The organism is Flavobacterium psychrophilum, from assembly GCA_001708385.1.
In the GTDB taxonomy this organism is placed as follows: Bacteria; Bacteroidota; Bacteroidia; order Flavobacteriales; family Flavobacteriaceae; genus Flavobacterium; species Flavobacterium psychrophilum_A.
This window is the reverse complement of record CP012388.1, coordinates 1,108,898-1,125,166: the sequence shown is the minus strand read 5'-3', so window position 1 is coordinate 1,125,166 and position 16,269 is coordinate 1,108,898. Positions and strand designations below refer to the sequence as shown.

At 35.4% G+C, this 16,269-nt stretch carries 14 protein-coding genes and 1 pseudogene; 11 read left to right on the top strand and 4 right to left on the bottom strand.

The window, feature by feature from the left end; translation table 11 throughout:
- The first annotated feature begins 6 nt into the window (after positions 1-6).
- The 4 genes from ALW18_04840 to ALW18_04825 all read left to right on the top strand — a co-directional run bounded on the left by ALW18_04840 (position 7) and on the right by ALW18_04825 (position 2,490).
- On the top strand, positions 7-750 hold the full coding sequence (locus ALW18_04840) for a transporter (GenBank protein ID AOE51903.1): 744 nt from the start codon (positions 7-9) through the stop codon (positions 748-750).
- Positions 750-1,352: a hypothetical protein gene (locus tag ALW18_04835; protein AOE51902.1), complete on the top strand. Its 603-nt coding sequence runs from the start codon at positions 750-752 to the stop codon at positions 1,350-1,352. The genes ALW18_04840 and ALW18_04835 overlap by 1 nt, the downstream gene beginning before the upstream one ends.
- A gap of 262 nt (positions 1,353-1,614) precedes the next feature.
- Entirely contained in the window at positions 1,615-2,037 is a 423-nt protein-coding gene (locus tag ALW18_04830; protein AOE51901.1) for a MarR family transcriptional regulator, read from the top strand.
- 30 nt (positions 2,038-2,067) lie between these two features.
- Positions 2,068-2,490, top strand: coding sequence for an organic hydroperoxide resistance protein (locus ALW18_04825; protein ID AOE51900.1), 423 nt, complete (start codon positions 2,068-2,070; stop codon positions 2,488-2,490).
- 1,598 nt (positions 2,491-4,088) lie between these two features.
- Here the strand turns inward: ALW18_04825 and ALW18_04820 are convergent.
- Positions 4,089-5,642: pseudogene (locus ALW18_04820) on the bottom strand (hypothetical protein).
- A 151-nt stretch (positions 5,643-5,793) separates the two neighbouring features.
- Here ALW18_04820 and ALW18_04815 point away from each other — a divergent pair.
- Positions 5,794-6,771 carry a hypothetical protein gene (locus ALW18_04815; GenBank protein ID AOE51899.1) on the top strand — a complete coding sequence of 326 codons (978 nt, stop codon included), beginning with the start codon at positions 5,794-5,796 and terminating at the stop codon, positions 6,769-6,771.
- Between the two features lie 64 nt (positions 6,772-6,835).
- Positions 6,836-8,053 (top strand): hypothetical protein, encoded by a 1,218-nt coding sequence (locus tag ALW18_04810; GenBank protein ID AOE54310.1) that lies wholly within the window; start codon positions 6,836-6,838, stop codon positions 8,051-8,053.
- Between the two features lie 122 nt (positions 8,054-8,175).
- On the opposite strand, the gene ALW18_04805 is transcribed toward ALW18_04810, so the two are convergent.
- Entirely contained in the window at positions 8,176-9,513 is a 1,338-nt protein-coding gene (locus tag ALW18_04805; GenBank protein AOE51898.1) for a hypothetical protein, read from the bottom strand.
- A 44-nt stretch (positions 9,514-9,557) separates the two neighbouring features.
- On the opposite strand from ALW18_04805, the gene ALW18_04800 reads away from it, so the two are divergent.
- Positions 9,558-10,565: a hypothetical protein gene (locus ALW18_04800; protein AOE51897.1), complete on the top strand. Its 1,008-nt coding sequence runs from the start codon at positions 9,558-9,560 to the stop codon at positions 10,563-10,565.
- Here ALW18_04800 and ALW18_04795 read toward each other — a convergent pair.
- Positions 10,547-11,719 carry a hypothetical protein gene (locus ALW18_04795; GenBank protein AOE51896.1) on the bottom strand — a complete coding sequence of 391 codons (1,173 nt, stop codon included), beginning with the start codon at positions 11,717-11,719 and terminating at the stop codon, positions 10,547-10,549. The genes ALW18_04800 and ALW18_04795 overlap by 19 nt on opposite strands.
- A 43-nt stretch (positions 11,720-11,762) precedes the next feature.
- Between ALW18_04795 and ALW18_04790 the strand changes: the two genes are divergently transcribed.
- Positions 11,763-12,866, top strand: coding sequence for a hypothetical protein (locus ALW18_04790; GenBank protein AOE51895.1), 1,104 nt, complete (start codon positions 11,763-11,765; stop codon positions 12,864-12,866).
- Positions 12,867-12,869: 3 nt separating this feature from the next.
- Positions 12,870-13,274, top strand: a complete 405-nt coding sequence (locus ALW18_04785; protein AOE51894.1) for a hypothetical protein — start codon at positions 12,870-12,872, stop codon at positions 13,272-13,274.
- Here ALW18_04785 and ALW18_04780 read toward each other — a convergent pair.
- The gene (locus ALW18_04780) at positions 13,261-14,205 is read right to left on the bottom strand and encodes a hypothetical protein (protein ID AOE51893.1); all 945 of its coding nucleotides are present in this window, start codon (positions 14,203-14,205) and stop codon (positions 13,261-13,263) included. The two genes, ALW18_04785 and ALW18_04780, sit on opposite strands and share 14 nt — an antisense overlap.
- 85 nt (positions 14,206-14,290) lie before the next feature.
- Between ALW18_04780 and ALW18_04775 the strand changes: the two genes are divergently transcribed.
- Both ALW18_04775 and ALW18_04770 read left to right on the top strand, forming a co-directional pair.
- Positions 14,291-15,418 carry a hypothetical protein gene (locus ALW18_04775; GenBank protein AOE51892.1) on the top strand — a complete coding sequence of 376 codons (1,128 nt, stop codon included), beginning with the start codon at positions 14,291-14,293 and terminating at the stop codon, positions 15,416-15,418.
- Positions 15,411-16,247 (top strand): 2OG-Fe(II) oxygenase, encoded by an 837-nt coding sequence (locus tag ALW18_04770; GenBank protein AOE51891.1) that lies wholly within the window; start codon positions 15,411-15,413, stop codon positions 16,245-16,247. Before ALW18_04775 ends, ALW18_04770 begins: the two co-directional genes overlap by 8 nt.
- The last annotated feature ends 22 nt before the right edge of the window (positions 16,248-16,269 follow it).

The following is a 16,269-nucleotide window of genomic DNA, read 5'->3' as shown; positions in this document are numbered from 1 at the left end:
TAAAATATGTCAGAACTTTCCATAACAACTACGCAAAATGTTAATATAAATTTTAATACAGCTTCTGTAGGAGAACGCGTACTTGCGTATCTGCTTGACGCTTTGATTATTATTGCCTATTACATTGTAATTTATTACCTGCTATTGGGACTCTTGCATATGGGAGATCTGGTATATGGCCTTGATATGTGGTCGCAAAATGCAATTCACGGCATCATTTCGCTGCCGGTTCTATTCTATGCACTGTGGCAGGAGGCACTTATGGAAGGACAGTCTGTCGGAAAACGCATTATGAAAATAAAAGTTATTAAAATAGACGGCTACCAGGCAGGTTTTGGTGATTACCTCGTCCGATGGATATTGCGCATTGTCGAAGTTACACCCCCTCTTAGTTTTATCGGGCTCATCAGCATGATGATAAATGGCAAAACACAGCGTCTTGGCGATATGGCAGCCGGTACTGCTGTAATAAGCCTTAAGAATAATATTAATATAAACCATACTATCCTTAAAGAAATTAACAATAGCTATGTACCTGTATATCCGCTTGTTATTAAGCTTACGGATAACGATATGCGTATTATAAAAGAAACCTATGAAATAAGCCTCAAAACTACTGATTTTGAGATGATAGCCAAACTTCAGACAAAGATAGAGTCGGTTACGGGCATAAAGTCGGTTTCGGCAAATCCTACTGCTTTTGTAGATACTGTACTGCACGATTATAACTTCTATACCCAGAAAATGTAATGTTTTACCTTCTTGATATTTTTGGTACTATGGCATTTGCCATGTCGGGTGCCCTTACTGCTATGAGTAAAAAAATGGATCCTTTCGGGGTGCTGGTTATTGCGTTTGTAACATCGGTAGGAGGGGGTACGCTCCGTGACGTGCTTATAGGACGCACTCCGGTAGGGTGGATGCGTGACCTAAACTACGTTTATCTTATTATGACCGGGTTTGTCATAGCACTTATTTTCAGGAAGAAGCTTGATAAACTCAGGGTTTCCCTGTTTTTGTTCGATACTATTGGGCTCGGGGTATTTACACTTATTGGTCTTGAAAAAGGTATTGCTACAGGATTACATCCGGTAATCTGTATCGCTCTTGGTACTATAACAGCCTGCTTTGGAGGAGTACTGAGGGATATTTTATGCAACGATATTCCTGTTATTTTCAGGAAGGAAATTTACGCTACCATATGTATTATTGGCGGTTGTTTTTTCTTTCTCTTAAAGCAATGGAACGTACAACAGGATGTTTTGTACCTGGCAACTTCGGGTATTATTATAATCATCAGATTGTTAGCTGTAAATTATAAGTGGTCTATGCCTGTTATAGAGCGAAAATAACACTTTTAAAGTTGCACTTTATAATTCCAAAATTACGTTTTTGTGCGTAAAATTAAAACAATACAATTGTTTGATATTCAGTCGTTTTAAAAACAATGTTGCGTTTTTTGTTTTGGACTTAAAACCCTGCTTTTTATTTCTAAATAGTAAAACCCCAAATGGATTTCAATTTAATCTGATATTTAATTTAAGAAATATTTAAATGTATTTTACAAAATTATATTGTGCACAATATATATCTTTGCATTGTAAATAGAACATGATGAAAGCTAACTTAAAACTTGAAAATCAATTGTGCTTTCCTATATATGCCTTATCGCGTGAGATAACCGCGATGTACAGGCCACTACTGGATGAATTGGGACTTACGTATCCGCAATATCTGGTACTGCTTGTATTATGGGAAGAAGAGCATCAGACGGTAAATCAATTGGGAGAGAAGCTACGCCTTGATAGTGGAACACTTACGCCACTACTAAAACGGCTGGAGCAAAAGGGTATTGTTATAAGAAATAGGAGTACTGTTGATGAGCGCGTTGTAAATGTATCGCTTACTAAAGAAGGTGAGGCGCTTAAAAGCAAAGCTGTGTGCGTTCCTGAGCAACTGGCGGACTCACTTACTATAACTATCGATGAATTAGTACAGCTAAGAAGCATCATCAATAAAATTTTAAAATCAGAATAATTCCATTATACATAATTTAATATACAAGCAATGAAAGCACTATATACAGCAGATGCTACTGCCACAGGCGGAAGAAACGGACACGTAAAAAGCGATAACGGAGTATTAGACCTTGAAGTGAGGATGCCAAAGGCTTTGGGCGGTGCAAACGATGATTACACTAACCCTGAACAGCTATTCGCAGCGGGTTATGCGGCGTGTTTTGACAGCGCACTTAACTTGATAATCAAAACACAGAAAATCAAAACCGGAGAGACTACAGTTAAGGCAAACGTTAGTATCCTTCAATTAGAGAATGGTGGTTTTGGCCTTGCAGCAGAACTTGATGTAAACATTCCGGAAGTGACTATTGAACAGGCACAGGAACTTACCGATAAGGCACACCAAATATGCCCATACTCTAATGCTACGCGCGGTAATATAGAAGTTAAGTTAGCTGTTACAAACAACTAAATTTTAAAAGGCCTGTAAATATAATTTTACAGGCCTTTTAATTTATTTTATGTTTTTTATTTCGTTACATATACCCAGTCTACAATAGGATCAGGGAAATCGGGGTCGTTAAGCTCCAGTACAAAATAGTACGTTCCTTCGGGTACGAGGAGGTTCTCGCTACCAACTTTTGCCACATCTGCAATGCCATTCCAGTCGGCCCTGCTGTGATCGCCTGTCCATACAAGCGTACCCCAGCGGTTATAGATGGACATCTTGAAGTTTAGGAAAATATTACGCAGCCCCTCCACAAAAAACTCGTCGTTATAACCGTCGCCATTGGGCGTGAGGTAATTGTGTGTAACAGGTTTACATTTTTTAGTACGTAAAAGGAACGATGCTGTAGTATGGCAGGTTCCGTTATCTAATCTAACGTATATGCGTGTAGGGTTCTCGTCTGTGCTATAATTTCCAATGTTGTAAATTCGGTCAAGATCCTGGTCGGCATTAGGCTGTGTCCTGTAAAAAGTAACTGTTTCGTTAGGGTAATTCTTTAACTTTTCTGCATAATGCGAAAAATCGAAAGTTGCCAGCCCAAAGCCTTTATCGCATTCTTCAATATCGTCCGGCTGAATTAATTCGGGAGACAACGGCAGGTTCTCATCCTGAATAAAGCCATTATTAGTTTCATCCAATTCTATAACTATACCTGTTCCGTTGCCAATATCATCGGCGGTAATGCCAAGCTCAAAATCGAGTGGAATGCCAATGGGGACAGTAACTTCTATAAAGCCCGGCTCGCTTTCGCCGATAGCAAGTTCGCCAATTGTTTTGGTTACTGCAATTAATTGGCCATTAGCGTATATGGCCACCGGGGTTAATGCAGGAAGCATATCGGTTCCGTTGAGGTTACTTACAGTATAGTGAATGTGAAGTATGCGCGAGTTACATTGTTTGTAAACATCATCTATTATTACAGTAGCATCAGGGAAATAACAATCTATAATTTCCAATAGAAACGATGCCGTATCATAACAACCGTTACTATCGGTAAGTCGTACAAATATCTCAGTTCCCGATGTTGCGTTATAACCTGTAGGAGCTATAGCGTCAGTATTATCTTCCGCATGCTGCTGTGAAATGTGAAAAGTAACTACATCCGTGGGATTAATTTTCAATGATTCGGCATATGCTGAAAAATCAAATTCTCCAATACCCGATCCGTTAAAGGTTTCGCAGCCTTCAATGTCTTCAGGTTGAGGTAAAACAGGCGAAACCCATAGAATGAATGGTGTTGTAAAGCTGTTGTTAGTTTCGTTTGTTTCAACCACAATACCAGTACCGGTGCCGGTATCATCTATAACAAAAGTCAGATTGAAGTTTTGGGGTACACTATCAGGTATCGTAATTGTAATAGTTGCTGTAAGGCTACCGCCAATAGTAATATCTGCCGATGTTGTTGTAGTTGTTAGTAAAATACCATTTGCATAAATGGCAACAGGAGTATTAGCAGGCAGGATATCAAAACTATTGAAATTGTTTACGGTATAAGTAACCTGTAAGATTTTAGAATCGCAGGTAGTAACAATAGTATCGATAATGATAGTACCATCCGGGAAGGTACAGTCGATAGCAATAAGGTTAAAAGAAGCAATGGTAGAACAGCCATTTGGGTCGTCCAGCCTAACATATATGGTTTCGGGGTTTTGGATACTAAGATAGCTAGAAGTAGTAGTAATCTGGTCGGCTGCATTTTCTGCCTGTGCACCTGCTTCGGTATGATAAAAAGTAACCATTTGGGCGGGGTCTGTTTTCAAGGATTGTTCATAATCAGAAAAGTCAAAAATCCCCACATTGGTGTTGCTTGCCGTTTCGCATTCTGTTATGTCAGCAGGATTAATGGGTTCTAAAGCCCAAAGGGTTGTATTGTGTACATAAGAGTTATTACTCTCGTCTATTTCTATAACAGCACCTGTACCTGTTCCATCGTCGTCAACTACGAAAAGCAATTGTACGCTGCCCGTTAGGTTAGCAGGCAACGGTATTATAAGCGTGCCGCTTTCGCTACCGTTTATAGCAATTTCTGTTTGTGTGGTAAAAGTGGTAATGAGGTCGCCGTCAAGATATACAGCAACAATTGTTCCTGCGGGTAAAACATCTGTTGCATTATCATTGTGAACGGTGTAATCCAGTTTTAATATGTGCGATACACAATCTTTAAATTCATCGTCAATAGTAATTGTGGCATCTGGAGATATACTGTTTAGTCTCGTTACAATAACATTTATCATAACAAAATCGGCATCAGAAGTAAGTTGTATGTCGGCGGTAGGATTGCCGGGAATTATATAGTCCTCAACGTTATAAATATCAAGATCCATATTGTACAGGTTGCTTGATCCTGTAACGGTGTTGGTGCTGTTAAAAGCATTGGTAGGAGGGTTGAGCGTATTGCTTAAAACCGAACCGTTTATTTTCAGGCTCTCTCCATCGTCTAAGGCGCTATCGCCTTCCCATGCTATAAAACCGGTCTTAGCACCTATGCTGTTATAAACATTAAGGTTATCAAGTGTAATATTTACCTCGTCAGGAACAAATTGCAAGCCATCGTAAACATTAATCTGATTAAGCGCAAAACTATTGTTTTCGTAAATTACAACAATAGCCCACCCGCCAAAGTTTGTGCCATTTCTGCAATAAATATTTTGTGCAGGTGTTTGCCCTATTTCATTAATAACATTGGTAAGATCAAGGTCAGATACTGTATACGTGCCATTGCCCTGGTTTTTTACAATAGCCGAAACATCAGCGAATGCACTAAAAAACGGACGGGAAATGTTGTCACCAGCGCTATCAAAAATTACATCAAATGTACGCTCGGCAGTAATATTCTGTCCATTAAGCTTTATATCCAAATCGCCGGTGCCGGATCCTGCCCAATACAAATAGGCGCTTTCAATGGTATTGCCTGCGGGCAGGTTTAACGATTGTGATGATGTTGTAAGTAACGTACAGGGTGTAGTGTTTGCTCCATTACTTTTTAAATTAAGCGTATTGCCTACAAAAGTAAAATCGTACCTGCCGTTAAATTGTTTATATAGCGCTACATCTACCTGACTATTGGCAGATAAGGAAATTATCATTAAAAAAAATACAAGTAGTTTTTTTTTCACGGCATTTTTTTTCTAAAATTAACAATTATTTATAAACACTCAATTTTTTAACGTAAAACAACATTATTATGAATTCGCGTTATTATTATAATGCGTTGATAATTACTGAAGGATTATTTTTACTTTTACCGTATTGCCACAAACACCAGTAATGATGCATTATTCTATAATAAAATATTCTCCTGACTATAAAAAGGAGTGGAGCAATTTTATTCTCAAATCAAAAAATGGTACTTTCCTGTTCCAGCGAGATTTCATGGAGTACCATAGCGACCGTTTTAACGATTATTCGTTAATGGTGTTCGAGGGTAAAAAACTGGTAGCCTTACTACCTGCTAATATTTCGGGAAACGAAGTCTATTCGCATCAGGGACTTACTTATGGCGGTCTTGTATATACAGAGAAATTAAAGCAGGCTGCTGTATTAGAGATATTTAATGCACTACTTTTATTTCTAAATAATAACGGTATTACCAAGTTCCATTATAAACAGCTGCCATACATTTATAATAGAATACCTTCTCAAGAAACAGAGTATGCATTATTCTTGGTACATGGTAAGACAGTAAGGCGCGATGCGCTTTCAGTTATCGAAAATGCATCAAAAATTAAAATTGCATCCAACCGTATGGAAGGTGTAAAAAAGGGTATTGCCAATACGTTTAGCGTTCAGCAATCAGAAGATTTTGATCGTTTTTGGAATGAATTGCTTATCCCAAACCTTAAGGAAAGACATAATGCAAATCCTGTTCATTCGGCAGAAGAAATTGTACGGTTAAAAACACTTTTTCCGGATAATATTAAGCTGTACGTAATTGAACATGAAGGCAGGATTGCAGCAGGCACTGTATTGTTTGAAACTGATACTGTTGTTCATGCACAGTATATCGCATCCGGTGCCGACAAAAATGAGCTCGGAAGCCTGGATTATCTGTTCTATCATTTGATTACAACAGAATTCAGCCATAAAAAATATTTTGACTTCGGAATTTCTAACGAAGAGAGTGGGCGGAAACTCAATAACGGTCTTTCGTTTTGGAAAGAGAGTTATGGAGCACGTACTGTCTTACAGGATTTTTATGAGGTAGAAACTGCCAATCATTATCTGTTAGATAATGTAATTATATAGTCTATTGAAATTACTGTTTAACATATTAAAACAGCCTGTAGTAAAGATATTTTCGCTTAACGGCATAAGTGTCATAGTACGTATACTCGGCGGTCTTGTGACATCTAAAGCTATAGCAGAATATATTGGTGCAGGTGGACTTGCTATTACAGGCAATCTCCGTAATTTTCTTACCACGCTTGAAAGCTATTCGACCTTAGGTATGCAAAATGGTATTATAAAGTATACCGCAGAAAACCAAAAAAATGAGGAGAAGCTTTACACTATACTATCTACTGTTTTTTTTACGCTGTTAGGTGTAATACTTTTTATAAGCGTTTTGCTACTTACGCTTTCCGGATATTTTAGCGAATGGGTTTTTAAAACCGAGGGCGATGAGTACTCCTGGCTATTTAAAGTATTGGCACTTTCTTTACCATGGTATGCAGGCAGCCTTGTTTTTATGGCGGTGCTAAATGGTCTTGGAGATTATAAAAAGGTTATATGGTTAAATATTAGCGGGAATGTTATAGGAGTTGTGTTATCGGTGTTGCTAATGTGGAAGTTTCAAACCAATGGGGCTTTGCTGGCACTTATACTTTTTCAGGCCTTATTTTTTGTTTTTGCATTTTATAATGTATGGCAGCGATTTCCCGGATTCTCTTTTTTAAATTTAAAATATTTCGATACCACAATACTGCGAAGCCTGTTAGCTTATAGCTTTATGAGCCTGATTACAGCACTTTTGAGTCCGCTTATATACCACAGCATACGTAGCAATTTAATGAGCAATTATAGCCTCGATACTGCAGGGCACTGGGAAGCTGTGAACAGGCTGGCTTCATTTTACCTTATGTTTGCTTCGACCATGCTCTCTATTTATTTTTTACCGAAACTCGCTCAGGCACAAAGCCGTACCGAAACAAAAAAGGTTTTTTGGGATTACTATAAATCAATGTTGCCATTATTTGCCGTTGGCTTTATTGTTCTGTATATTCTCAGAGAGTTTGTGATACTTGTTATATTTAAAAGAGACTTTTTACCGATGACAGAATTATTTTTCTGGCAGCTATTAGGCGATTTTTTCAAAGTAGGGTCGCTTATTTTAGCGTATCAGTTTTTTGCAAAGAAGCTTACCAAAGCTTTTATAATTACAGAAGTTCTATCTTCTTTGTTGTTGTACATATCATGCACTTTACTCATAGAAAATCATGGAGCTGAAGGTGCTGTTATGGGATATGCACTGACTTACTTTGTGTACTGGATTGTGCTTTCGGTTTATTTTAGAAAATATTTATTGTAAGTATTTGCTCAGATATTTATGGTTTGCCTATTGTTGGTACTCTTTGAAGGTATTCAAAATATCAAATGAAAATGGTCGGAATTTCTTCCAACGATGACTAGGTTTAACCAGCCTTTTTTTATTTACCATAAACATTCATTTTTAGCAGGTATTTTTCTATATAGTAGATATTTATACCACCATTTGGCTTTTCCGAATTCTGAGTTCCTTAGGTCGTCTATTTGCACTACTTCGCCTTTGTATAATAATTTACACTTTATTGTTTTAGAATCTTCTGTCAGCCATCTCTCTGTTTGCACCTTAAATTCAATTAAAGGAAGATCACATCCTTTTAAATCTAATATTCCCTGCCACTTTAAATTTTCAGGAAGTTCTAAAATAGTAACAAAATCTTCTTCGAAATTCCATATTTTAGTTATATCACCATTTACTATATAATGATTTTGCCTACTCTTTTCAGTAATTAGATTGCTAAACATACTAAGGTTTCCAGCTGACGATAAACCTATATAACATTGCATACCCCACAAACTAATAACTAAAGAAGCCATTACAGGTATTAATGAGGGAAAATATTTAGCTTTTATAAATGGATGATTATTTAACAGTTTGATAAAAAAGTATGACCATCCGATGTTAAAAATAATGCCGTTTAGAAAACGAAGTTCCATATTATCATCAAGTATTTTCAATCGGGATGCTACATGTATTGCTACGCAGGATATGATAGTAAAAAAAATATACCATCTTAGTCCTTTAAGAATAACTGATTGAAGATTAGCATTTGAAAAATCCAGTATACATCCTGCAAGAAAAAATCCTGCCAGTGAACTAAAATTAGCGAAACCACAAAGGCTTAAGTATATGTGGAATACTGCTAATAAATAAGCTGTTGCTTTACGTGTATTGTAAAATAGAAGTCCAAACGGAACAATCATTTCTATGATTAGTATTGCTACCTTAAAGAACAAAGCCGTATTTTGAGATAGTATAAAATCTCTGCCAAAAACAAGTTGGTTCAATTCTTTTCCTATATGTGTTATACAGCTGCCATTTACATCAAAAAAGCCACTATTAAGCTTATGAAAACCTGCAATAAAGTAAATTGTAATAAGAGAATATCTAAATATTAGAGGGAGATTTTCTGCGGTTATATACTTTGTTTTTTTTCCTGACAACAATAGGCAAATGAAGAATATAATAATAAGGCTTATAAAAATTTCGAGATTGGCATGATTTGGAATACGCGGAAATTTAATTAACTCGGTAGACAGAAATATTAGAATTGTAAATAGTGTAGGCCACCACAATTTAAAATTTATAAATTGCAGGGCAGTTAGTACTGTAATTAACGCCGTGGTCTTAGGGTAGCCATTTCCGATGTGTATAAGTAGTGCACAACTAAACAAACAGAGTAATATAAGTACAGAGGGCTGAAATTTTATTTTGTTAAAAATCAAAGTTTTTTTAACAAAAATAAGTTTTTTCTTTAATAAATTTGCACATGATTAAATCTCTTTCATCATTAAGGTTTTTTTTCGCAATTCTGGTTTTTTTGGTACACATAGAGGTATTTACCGTAGCAATTGGGCATGCTTTTTTTATCGTCCTAAGTGGGTTTATCTTATCGATGGTATATCAAACTAGTATACTAAATCAACAGATTCTACCAAAAACTTTTTTTTTGAAAAGATTGGTACGCATCTATCCTTTACATCTGCTTACGCTGTTGCTTTCATTGCCGTTAACGATATTTTTTTTTAATGAGAGTCATTTAAAATGGTTTTCGGCACTTTTATTAAACGCGTTTTTTTTACAGACATTTGTTCCTGATATCAATTACTATTTTTCATTTAATGGTGTATCATGGAATGCTGCAGACCTAATGCTTTTTTATGCATGTTTTCCGTTTTTAATAAAATGGCTTTCAGATTTTAGTAATAAGGCTTTTACTATTGTTATGATTTGCATTGTATTATTTTTAGTGATATTGATGAATTTCGTTTCTGAAGCGTATCACCATTTTCTCTTTTATATAAGCCCCCTCAGAATATTAGATTTTATATTTGGTATATACTTATACAGGATCATAAAATATAGGGAGATTCATGTTAGTTATAAATTGGGATCCTTGTTAGAAGTTGTTGCTCTAGTTTTTTTAGCTACATGGTTTGCAATACTCAATGTTTATCCAGATTTATTCCGGCCTTATTTATATTCCTTATTGCTCTGGTTGCCAGTTGGCCTAGTAATTGTAACTTTTTATTTTGAAAAAGGGTTCATCTCAAAAAAAATACTTTCTACTCCATTTATGTCTAGGCTTGGAAGGATAAGTTTTAGTTTTTATATGTTACACCATTTAGTGTTACGTTATTTTGAATTAATCAATAAAAGAAATTTTCAGCTGCAACAAGGTCTGTTATATTATATATTTTGCTTTATAGTAGCTGTTATAGCTGCTTATATATGTAACCGCTATTTCGAAAGATTATTTTATAAATTCAAATTCTGATTACGTTTGTATATGGAGGAATTGTGCCAATTTTCTAGATATTTTCCTGCTACTGTTACGTATTCATGCTCTTTAACTACAAAGTCATGCGCTCTTTTTCCTATGGCTATGATTTCATTAGGATTTTCTATCAGGTGGGATAACTCATTTACCAATGCATCTAAATTAGGTAATGCATTTATGGCTACTCTTTCATCAAGGTTATAATGCTGCATGAATTCCTCTTCGGCACCTGTAAAAACTACCTTGCCTTTAGCCATAGCTTCCAATGCATTATAGCCCTGGTCGTATGAATATACCTGATCTAAAAGTATATGAGCTTTATTGTATATGTTTATATATTCGTTGTATGGTAATGTTTTTGCAATAATAATCTCAATTTTATCAGAATAAATTTCCTTGATTGTTTCTAATGCTTTTTCAAAATAAGGAATTCCTTTATGATTGTAAGTCCATTGGTTAAAACCAAGAAAAATAATTATTTTATCATCGACATAGGGTTCTGTATAATTCAACTTCTTAAGATTTACCGGATTAGGTATCAGACCAATAAAAGAACGGTTTCCCTTTAAAGGCAAGGTGTAGTCCATATCAGAAGCAATAACACCATTTACTTTCTGATAAATAAAATCATGAAGTTTTTTATGTGACTTACTGATGTGTTCAAAAATAAATCGATACTCAGGTAATAATGATTTATCCTTAAAATAGGGATCCATTAATGAATATCTAGGCTTTTTATCGAGCATATATTTTACTACTGTATAGTCTATTCCGCAGCAAAGCATAAAGGTTTTACCGTTCTGCACTATTACTTTATTTAAAAGAAATTTTTCAAAACGTGGAACTGTTTTTATAGGAGCTTCATTAATTAGTTGTACTACATCATAATTTTTAAGTTTTGGTAGTAGTCTGTAAAACCGGATACCCCTTTCCCAATATGAAATATCATGTTTAAATATCCTGAATATTGCCTGCCTGGCGATATTTAATATACCTTTTGTAGTGCTTTTTGGGATATAAAAATAGTCAGAGGGATATTTCTTGAAGGCATCGCCGTCGCTAACCAGGGTAACTTCATGACCTAAAGCCTGTAAACCTTCCTTTAAAGAATTGTGAAGCCTGCTATATTCGCCAATAAGTAAAATCCGCATGAATGTTTATATTTGTTGTGAAAATAACCAATAAACTCTAACCATGCAACCCCGAAAAATTAAAATATGTCTTGTAGGTGACGCTCTTTCCGGCGGGGGGGCGGAAAGGGTTCATGCGTTGCTTTCGGAATATTTTAGCAGTAAGGGAATAGAAGTTTACAACGTGTTGGTTCAGGATAGTATTAGTTATAATTTTTCAGGAGAGCTACTCAACCTTGGGTTGCTTAAAGATGATAAAAACGGAATCATTAATAAAATAAAACGTTTCAGGGTACTGCGAAATTACATAAAAGGACATAATTTTGATTATGTAATAGACTTTAGAATGCGTAAAAAATATATACAGGATTTACTTATATCAAAGTTTGTTTACACAGTTCCAACAATATATACTATACATAGTGGTGTTTTAAAATGGTACATGCCTAAAGAAGTATGGCTTACAAAGCTAATTTATGGCAAAGCATATGGAGTTATAAGTATTACCAATAGGATGAAAACACATATTGAAAATCATTACCATCTTAAGAATGTAAAAAATATATATAATCCTGTAAATCCAAATTATATTGACAGAAGGTCTCATGAAACTTTTACAGACCCAGGCTACAATTATATTTTGGCAGCAGGTAGCATGCCTGAACACAACATAAAACAATTTGACAAGCTTATAGAAGCATATGCAAAATCTGGACTTCCTAGAAATAATGTAAAACTTTTAATTTTGGGAGAAGGAAGCCGAAAACATATACTGGAGGATTTTTCTGAAAAACTAGGTCTAAAGGATAAAGTAATCTTTAAAGGATTTCAGGAAAATCCGTATGTTTATATGCGTAATGCTCTTTTTTATGTTCTTTCAAGCAAAAATGAAGGATTGCCAATGGTACTGCTGGAGTCGTTAGCAAATGGAACTCCCGTTGTTTCCTTTGATTGTTTTACCGGACCTTCGGAAATTATTGTTCACAAGGAAAACGGACTACTCATTAAAGACCAAGATATTGAGGAACTTATAAAAGGAATAGATATGATGTTTAAAGACCAAGAGCTTTACGCCAGATGTAAGGAAAATGCACAAACGAGTATATCCAAATTTTCTTTAGAAAATATTGGTGGGCAATGGATGAAATTCCTCAAAATTAATCAATAGAAAATGAACATAGAAAAAATAACGATTCCAAAAATTGAAGATTTTACAGGTAATGTAGGGGTAATTGAAGGTGATTGTTTGCCTTTTAATATTAAAAGAATCTTTTATTTATATGACATTCAGGGTAACTCTACCAGGGGGAGGCATGCTCATAAAGAATTAAAGCAATTTCTTATAGCTATATCAGGCAGTTTTGAAGTTGAGATTAATGATGGTGTAAATGTGCAGACTGTTAAGCTAAGTAAACCGGATGAAGGAGTACTAATACATGAAGGATTATGGAGTGAACTTAGTAATTTTTCTGAAGGAGCAGTTTGCATGGTAGTCGCATCGGAAATTTACTCCGAAGACGATTACATAAGAAATTATGATGACTATTTAAAATATGTAAAAGCTAATAAGAATTAGGGCTTATACCTTTTTTCATTAGCGCCCCTTTTAATCTTTTAATTAATTTTAAAATATAGATGGGAGCATAAAGCAGTATTCTTTGTTTATAATTAAGACTATCTAATCTAATTCCTCTCAGCATTTTACTGTAGTTGACACTATCCCCCGAAAGTTTGTAGTGTTTCGCCATTACATAACGGTAAAAATCAAGAAATCGCTTTATGTCGGGCCTGTTTTGTGCCATGTATTCGTAGGAATCGAAATCTGGGATTACCCTATTTTCTAAACCTGCTAAAGACATCTGCTGGCTGTCATAGATCATATAGATTGCTAATGATTCATTATAATAGGCCAACTGATTATTAGAAAATGCCCTGATATAAAAATCTACATCTTCAGCGAAGGTAACTTCTTCATTAAACATACCACTTTTTTCAAAAACTTCCCTTCGGATGCAGATACTGGAAAAGCTAACAATCAATTTTCCCATATTAACAGGGAAAAAGTCTAACAGGTATGTTTTATTTTCTGTAACCGGTAATCGATCAATTTTAATTGGCACTGTAATATTTCTTTGATGAAACTCTTCATATTGTGTTGCAAATATTGAAGCGTCAGGATAAGCATCAATTAAAAAAGATATTCTTTCTAAAAAACGGGGTTTCCATAAGTCATCGGCATCAAGAAAGGCTATCATATCTGCCTTGGCATAAGTTACACCTGTATTGCGTGATGCAGAAAGGCCTTTGTTTACGGGGTGGTTTATTATCTGTATCCTCTCATCTTTAACTTGCCCAACCAAGTTAAGGCTGTTATCTGTTGAAACATCATCAACTATAATTACTTCAAAATCAGTAAAGGTTTGCGCGAGAACACTCTGTAGAGTAGCCTGTATATGGTTCTCTTTATTGTAGAGCGGAATAATTACAGAAAAGAAAGGGTTTTTCATGAGGATTTAATATCCGTTACAATTATAGTTTTCAAAATTACTATATTTTACGAGATAGAATTTTAATAATTGTATTTTTGCTACTATGCATTTAAAGCCGCTACACATTATTAGCTTTGATAACCCTTATCCGCCTAAATATGGAGGAACAATTGAGGTTTATTATAAAATAAAGGCGTTAAGCGAATTGGGTTATACTATCCATCTGCATTGCTTTATTTTAAAAGAAACTCAGGTTTCCGAGGAACTTAAAGCAATTACAGCTGAGGTGTATTTTTATAAGTATAGCTACAATCCTTTTAAGCTTTTAAGTAAATTGCCTTTTTCTGTAGTGTCAAGAAATAGTACTGCTTTACTTACTAATATTAAGAAAGTAAAGGCACCCATACTTTTCGAAAGCTTAAAAACAACCCTCTTGGTTAAAAAGGGCCAACTAAAGGAGTATACAAAAATTTTGCGTCTTCATAATGTTGAGCAGGATTATTTTAAAGGAATTGCAAGCAGTGAAAAAGATCCCATAAAAAAGTTATTATACAGGCTGGAAGGTATTAAATTTAAAAAGTATGAGAGTATAATCTCTGAATTTGATGATGTTCTTACCTTATCTCATTTTGAACACGAGCATGTAAGTGATTTATTTGGTAACTCGCACTACATTCCCGTTTTTCACGGTAATAGTAAGGTTGAGCAATTATCTGGAACAGGAGGCTACGCACTGTATCACGGAGATCTTAAAACGCCCGATAACCGGCTGGCGGCTGCCGCAATAATAGCAATATTCAAAGAAATTAAAGACTACTCATTAATTATAGCGTCCAGTTCTAACGAAGCTTACATTAAACGATTGGCAGGAGATGCATCGAATATAAAATTTATTAAATTGCAGGGATTTTCGCATTTAAAGGAACTGCTAAATCAGGCTCATATAAATATAATATGGTCACTGCAGCGATCGGGTACCAAGCTTAAATTAATAAACGCACTTTTTCACAGCAGGCATTGTATTATCAATGATAATATTATTGATGATGCAGCGGTAGCAGGTTTGTGTGAAAGAGCCAACACAGAGAACCAATTAGTTGAAGCTGTAAACAGATTGAAGCTTTCACCTTTTAATGGCGCAAAACAACGAGCAGATATTCTTGAGCATTATCTTAACGATTTGCATAACGCAACACTTATTGACAAATTAATTTCTGAAAACGATGAGTAAAGACAGAAAATTTTACGCTGAGATTATATATAATTCCCTTCTTCAGAATAAAGAAGCATTAAAGGAACAATATAATTTGAGCCGAAAACAAATAGGCTATTTTTACCTCGATAATCTTTTGCCGGAAGAACTGGCTTTAGAAATAACCAATGCGTTTCCTAAGGCAGACCAGATGTTGCTTAAAAAAAGTATGAAGGAAGATAAGTATGTAGCAGCCCAGATGAATTTATATAATCCGTTGCTTGAAGAAATTATTTACGCTTTCCAGGAAGATAAAATAGTAGCTCTTGTTTCAGAAATATGCCACCTAACCGATATTGTTCCCGATGACAACCTTTATGCTGGAGGTATCTCTATGATGGGGCATAAGCAGTTCTTAAATCCGCACCTTGATAATTCACATGATAAAGATAGAGAGTTATGGCGTGTCTTAAACCTGCTATACTACGTAACTCCGGAATGGGAAGAAAGCTATGGAGGTAATCTTGAATTATGGCCGGACGGACTGCGTCAGCCACAAGTAACAATACACAGTAAATTTAACCGTCTTGCGGTAATGGCTACCCATAATAAATCATTGCATTCTGTTTCGCCGGTAATTAAGGACGGTTTCAGGTGTTGTGTGTCTAATTATTATTTTTCCAAATTCCCGATACACGAAACCGATACGTTTCACGTAACCTCGTTTAGGGGGAGACCGGAAAACAGGTTGACCGATGCAGTTTTACAGGTTGATACATGGCTAAGGATGGGGGTTAGAAAAGTATTTAAAAAGGGTATAGTGGATAACCCTCATGTGTACAAAAAAGATGATAAAGATAAAATATAAAAGTAAAGGCTCCCATGGGAGC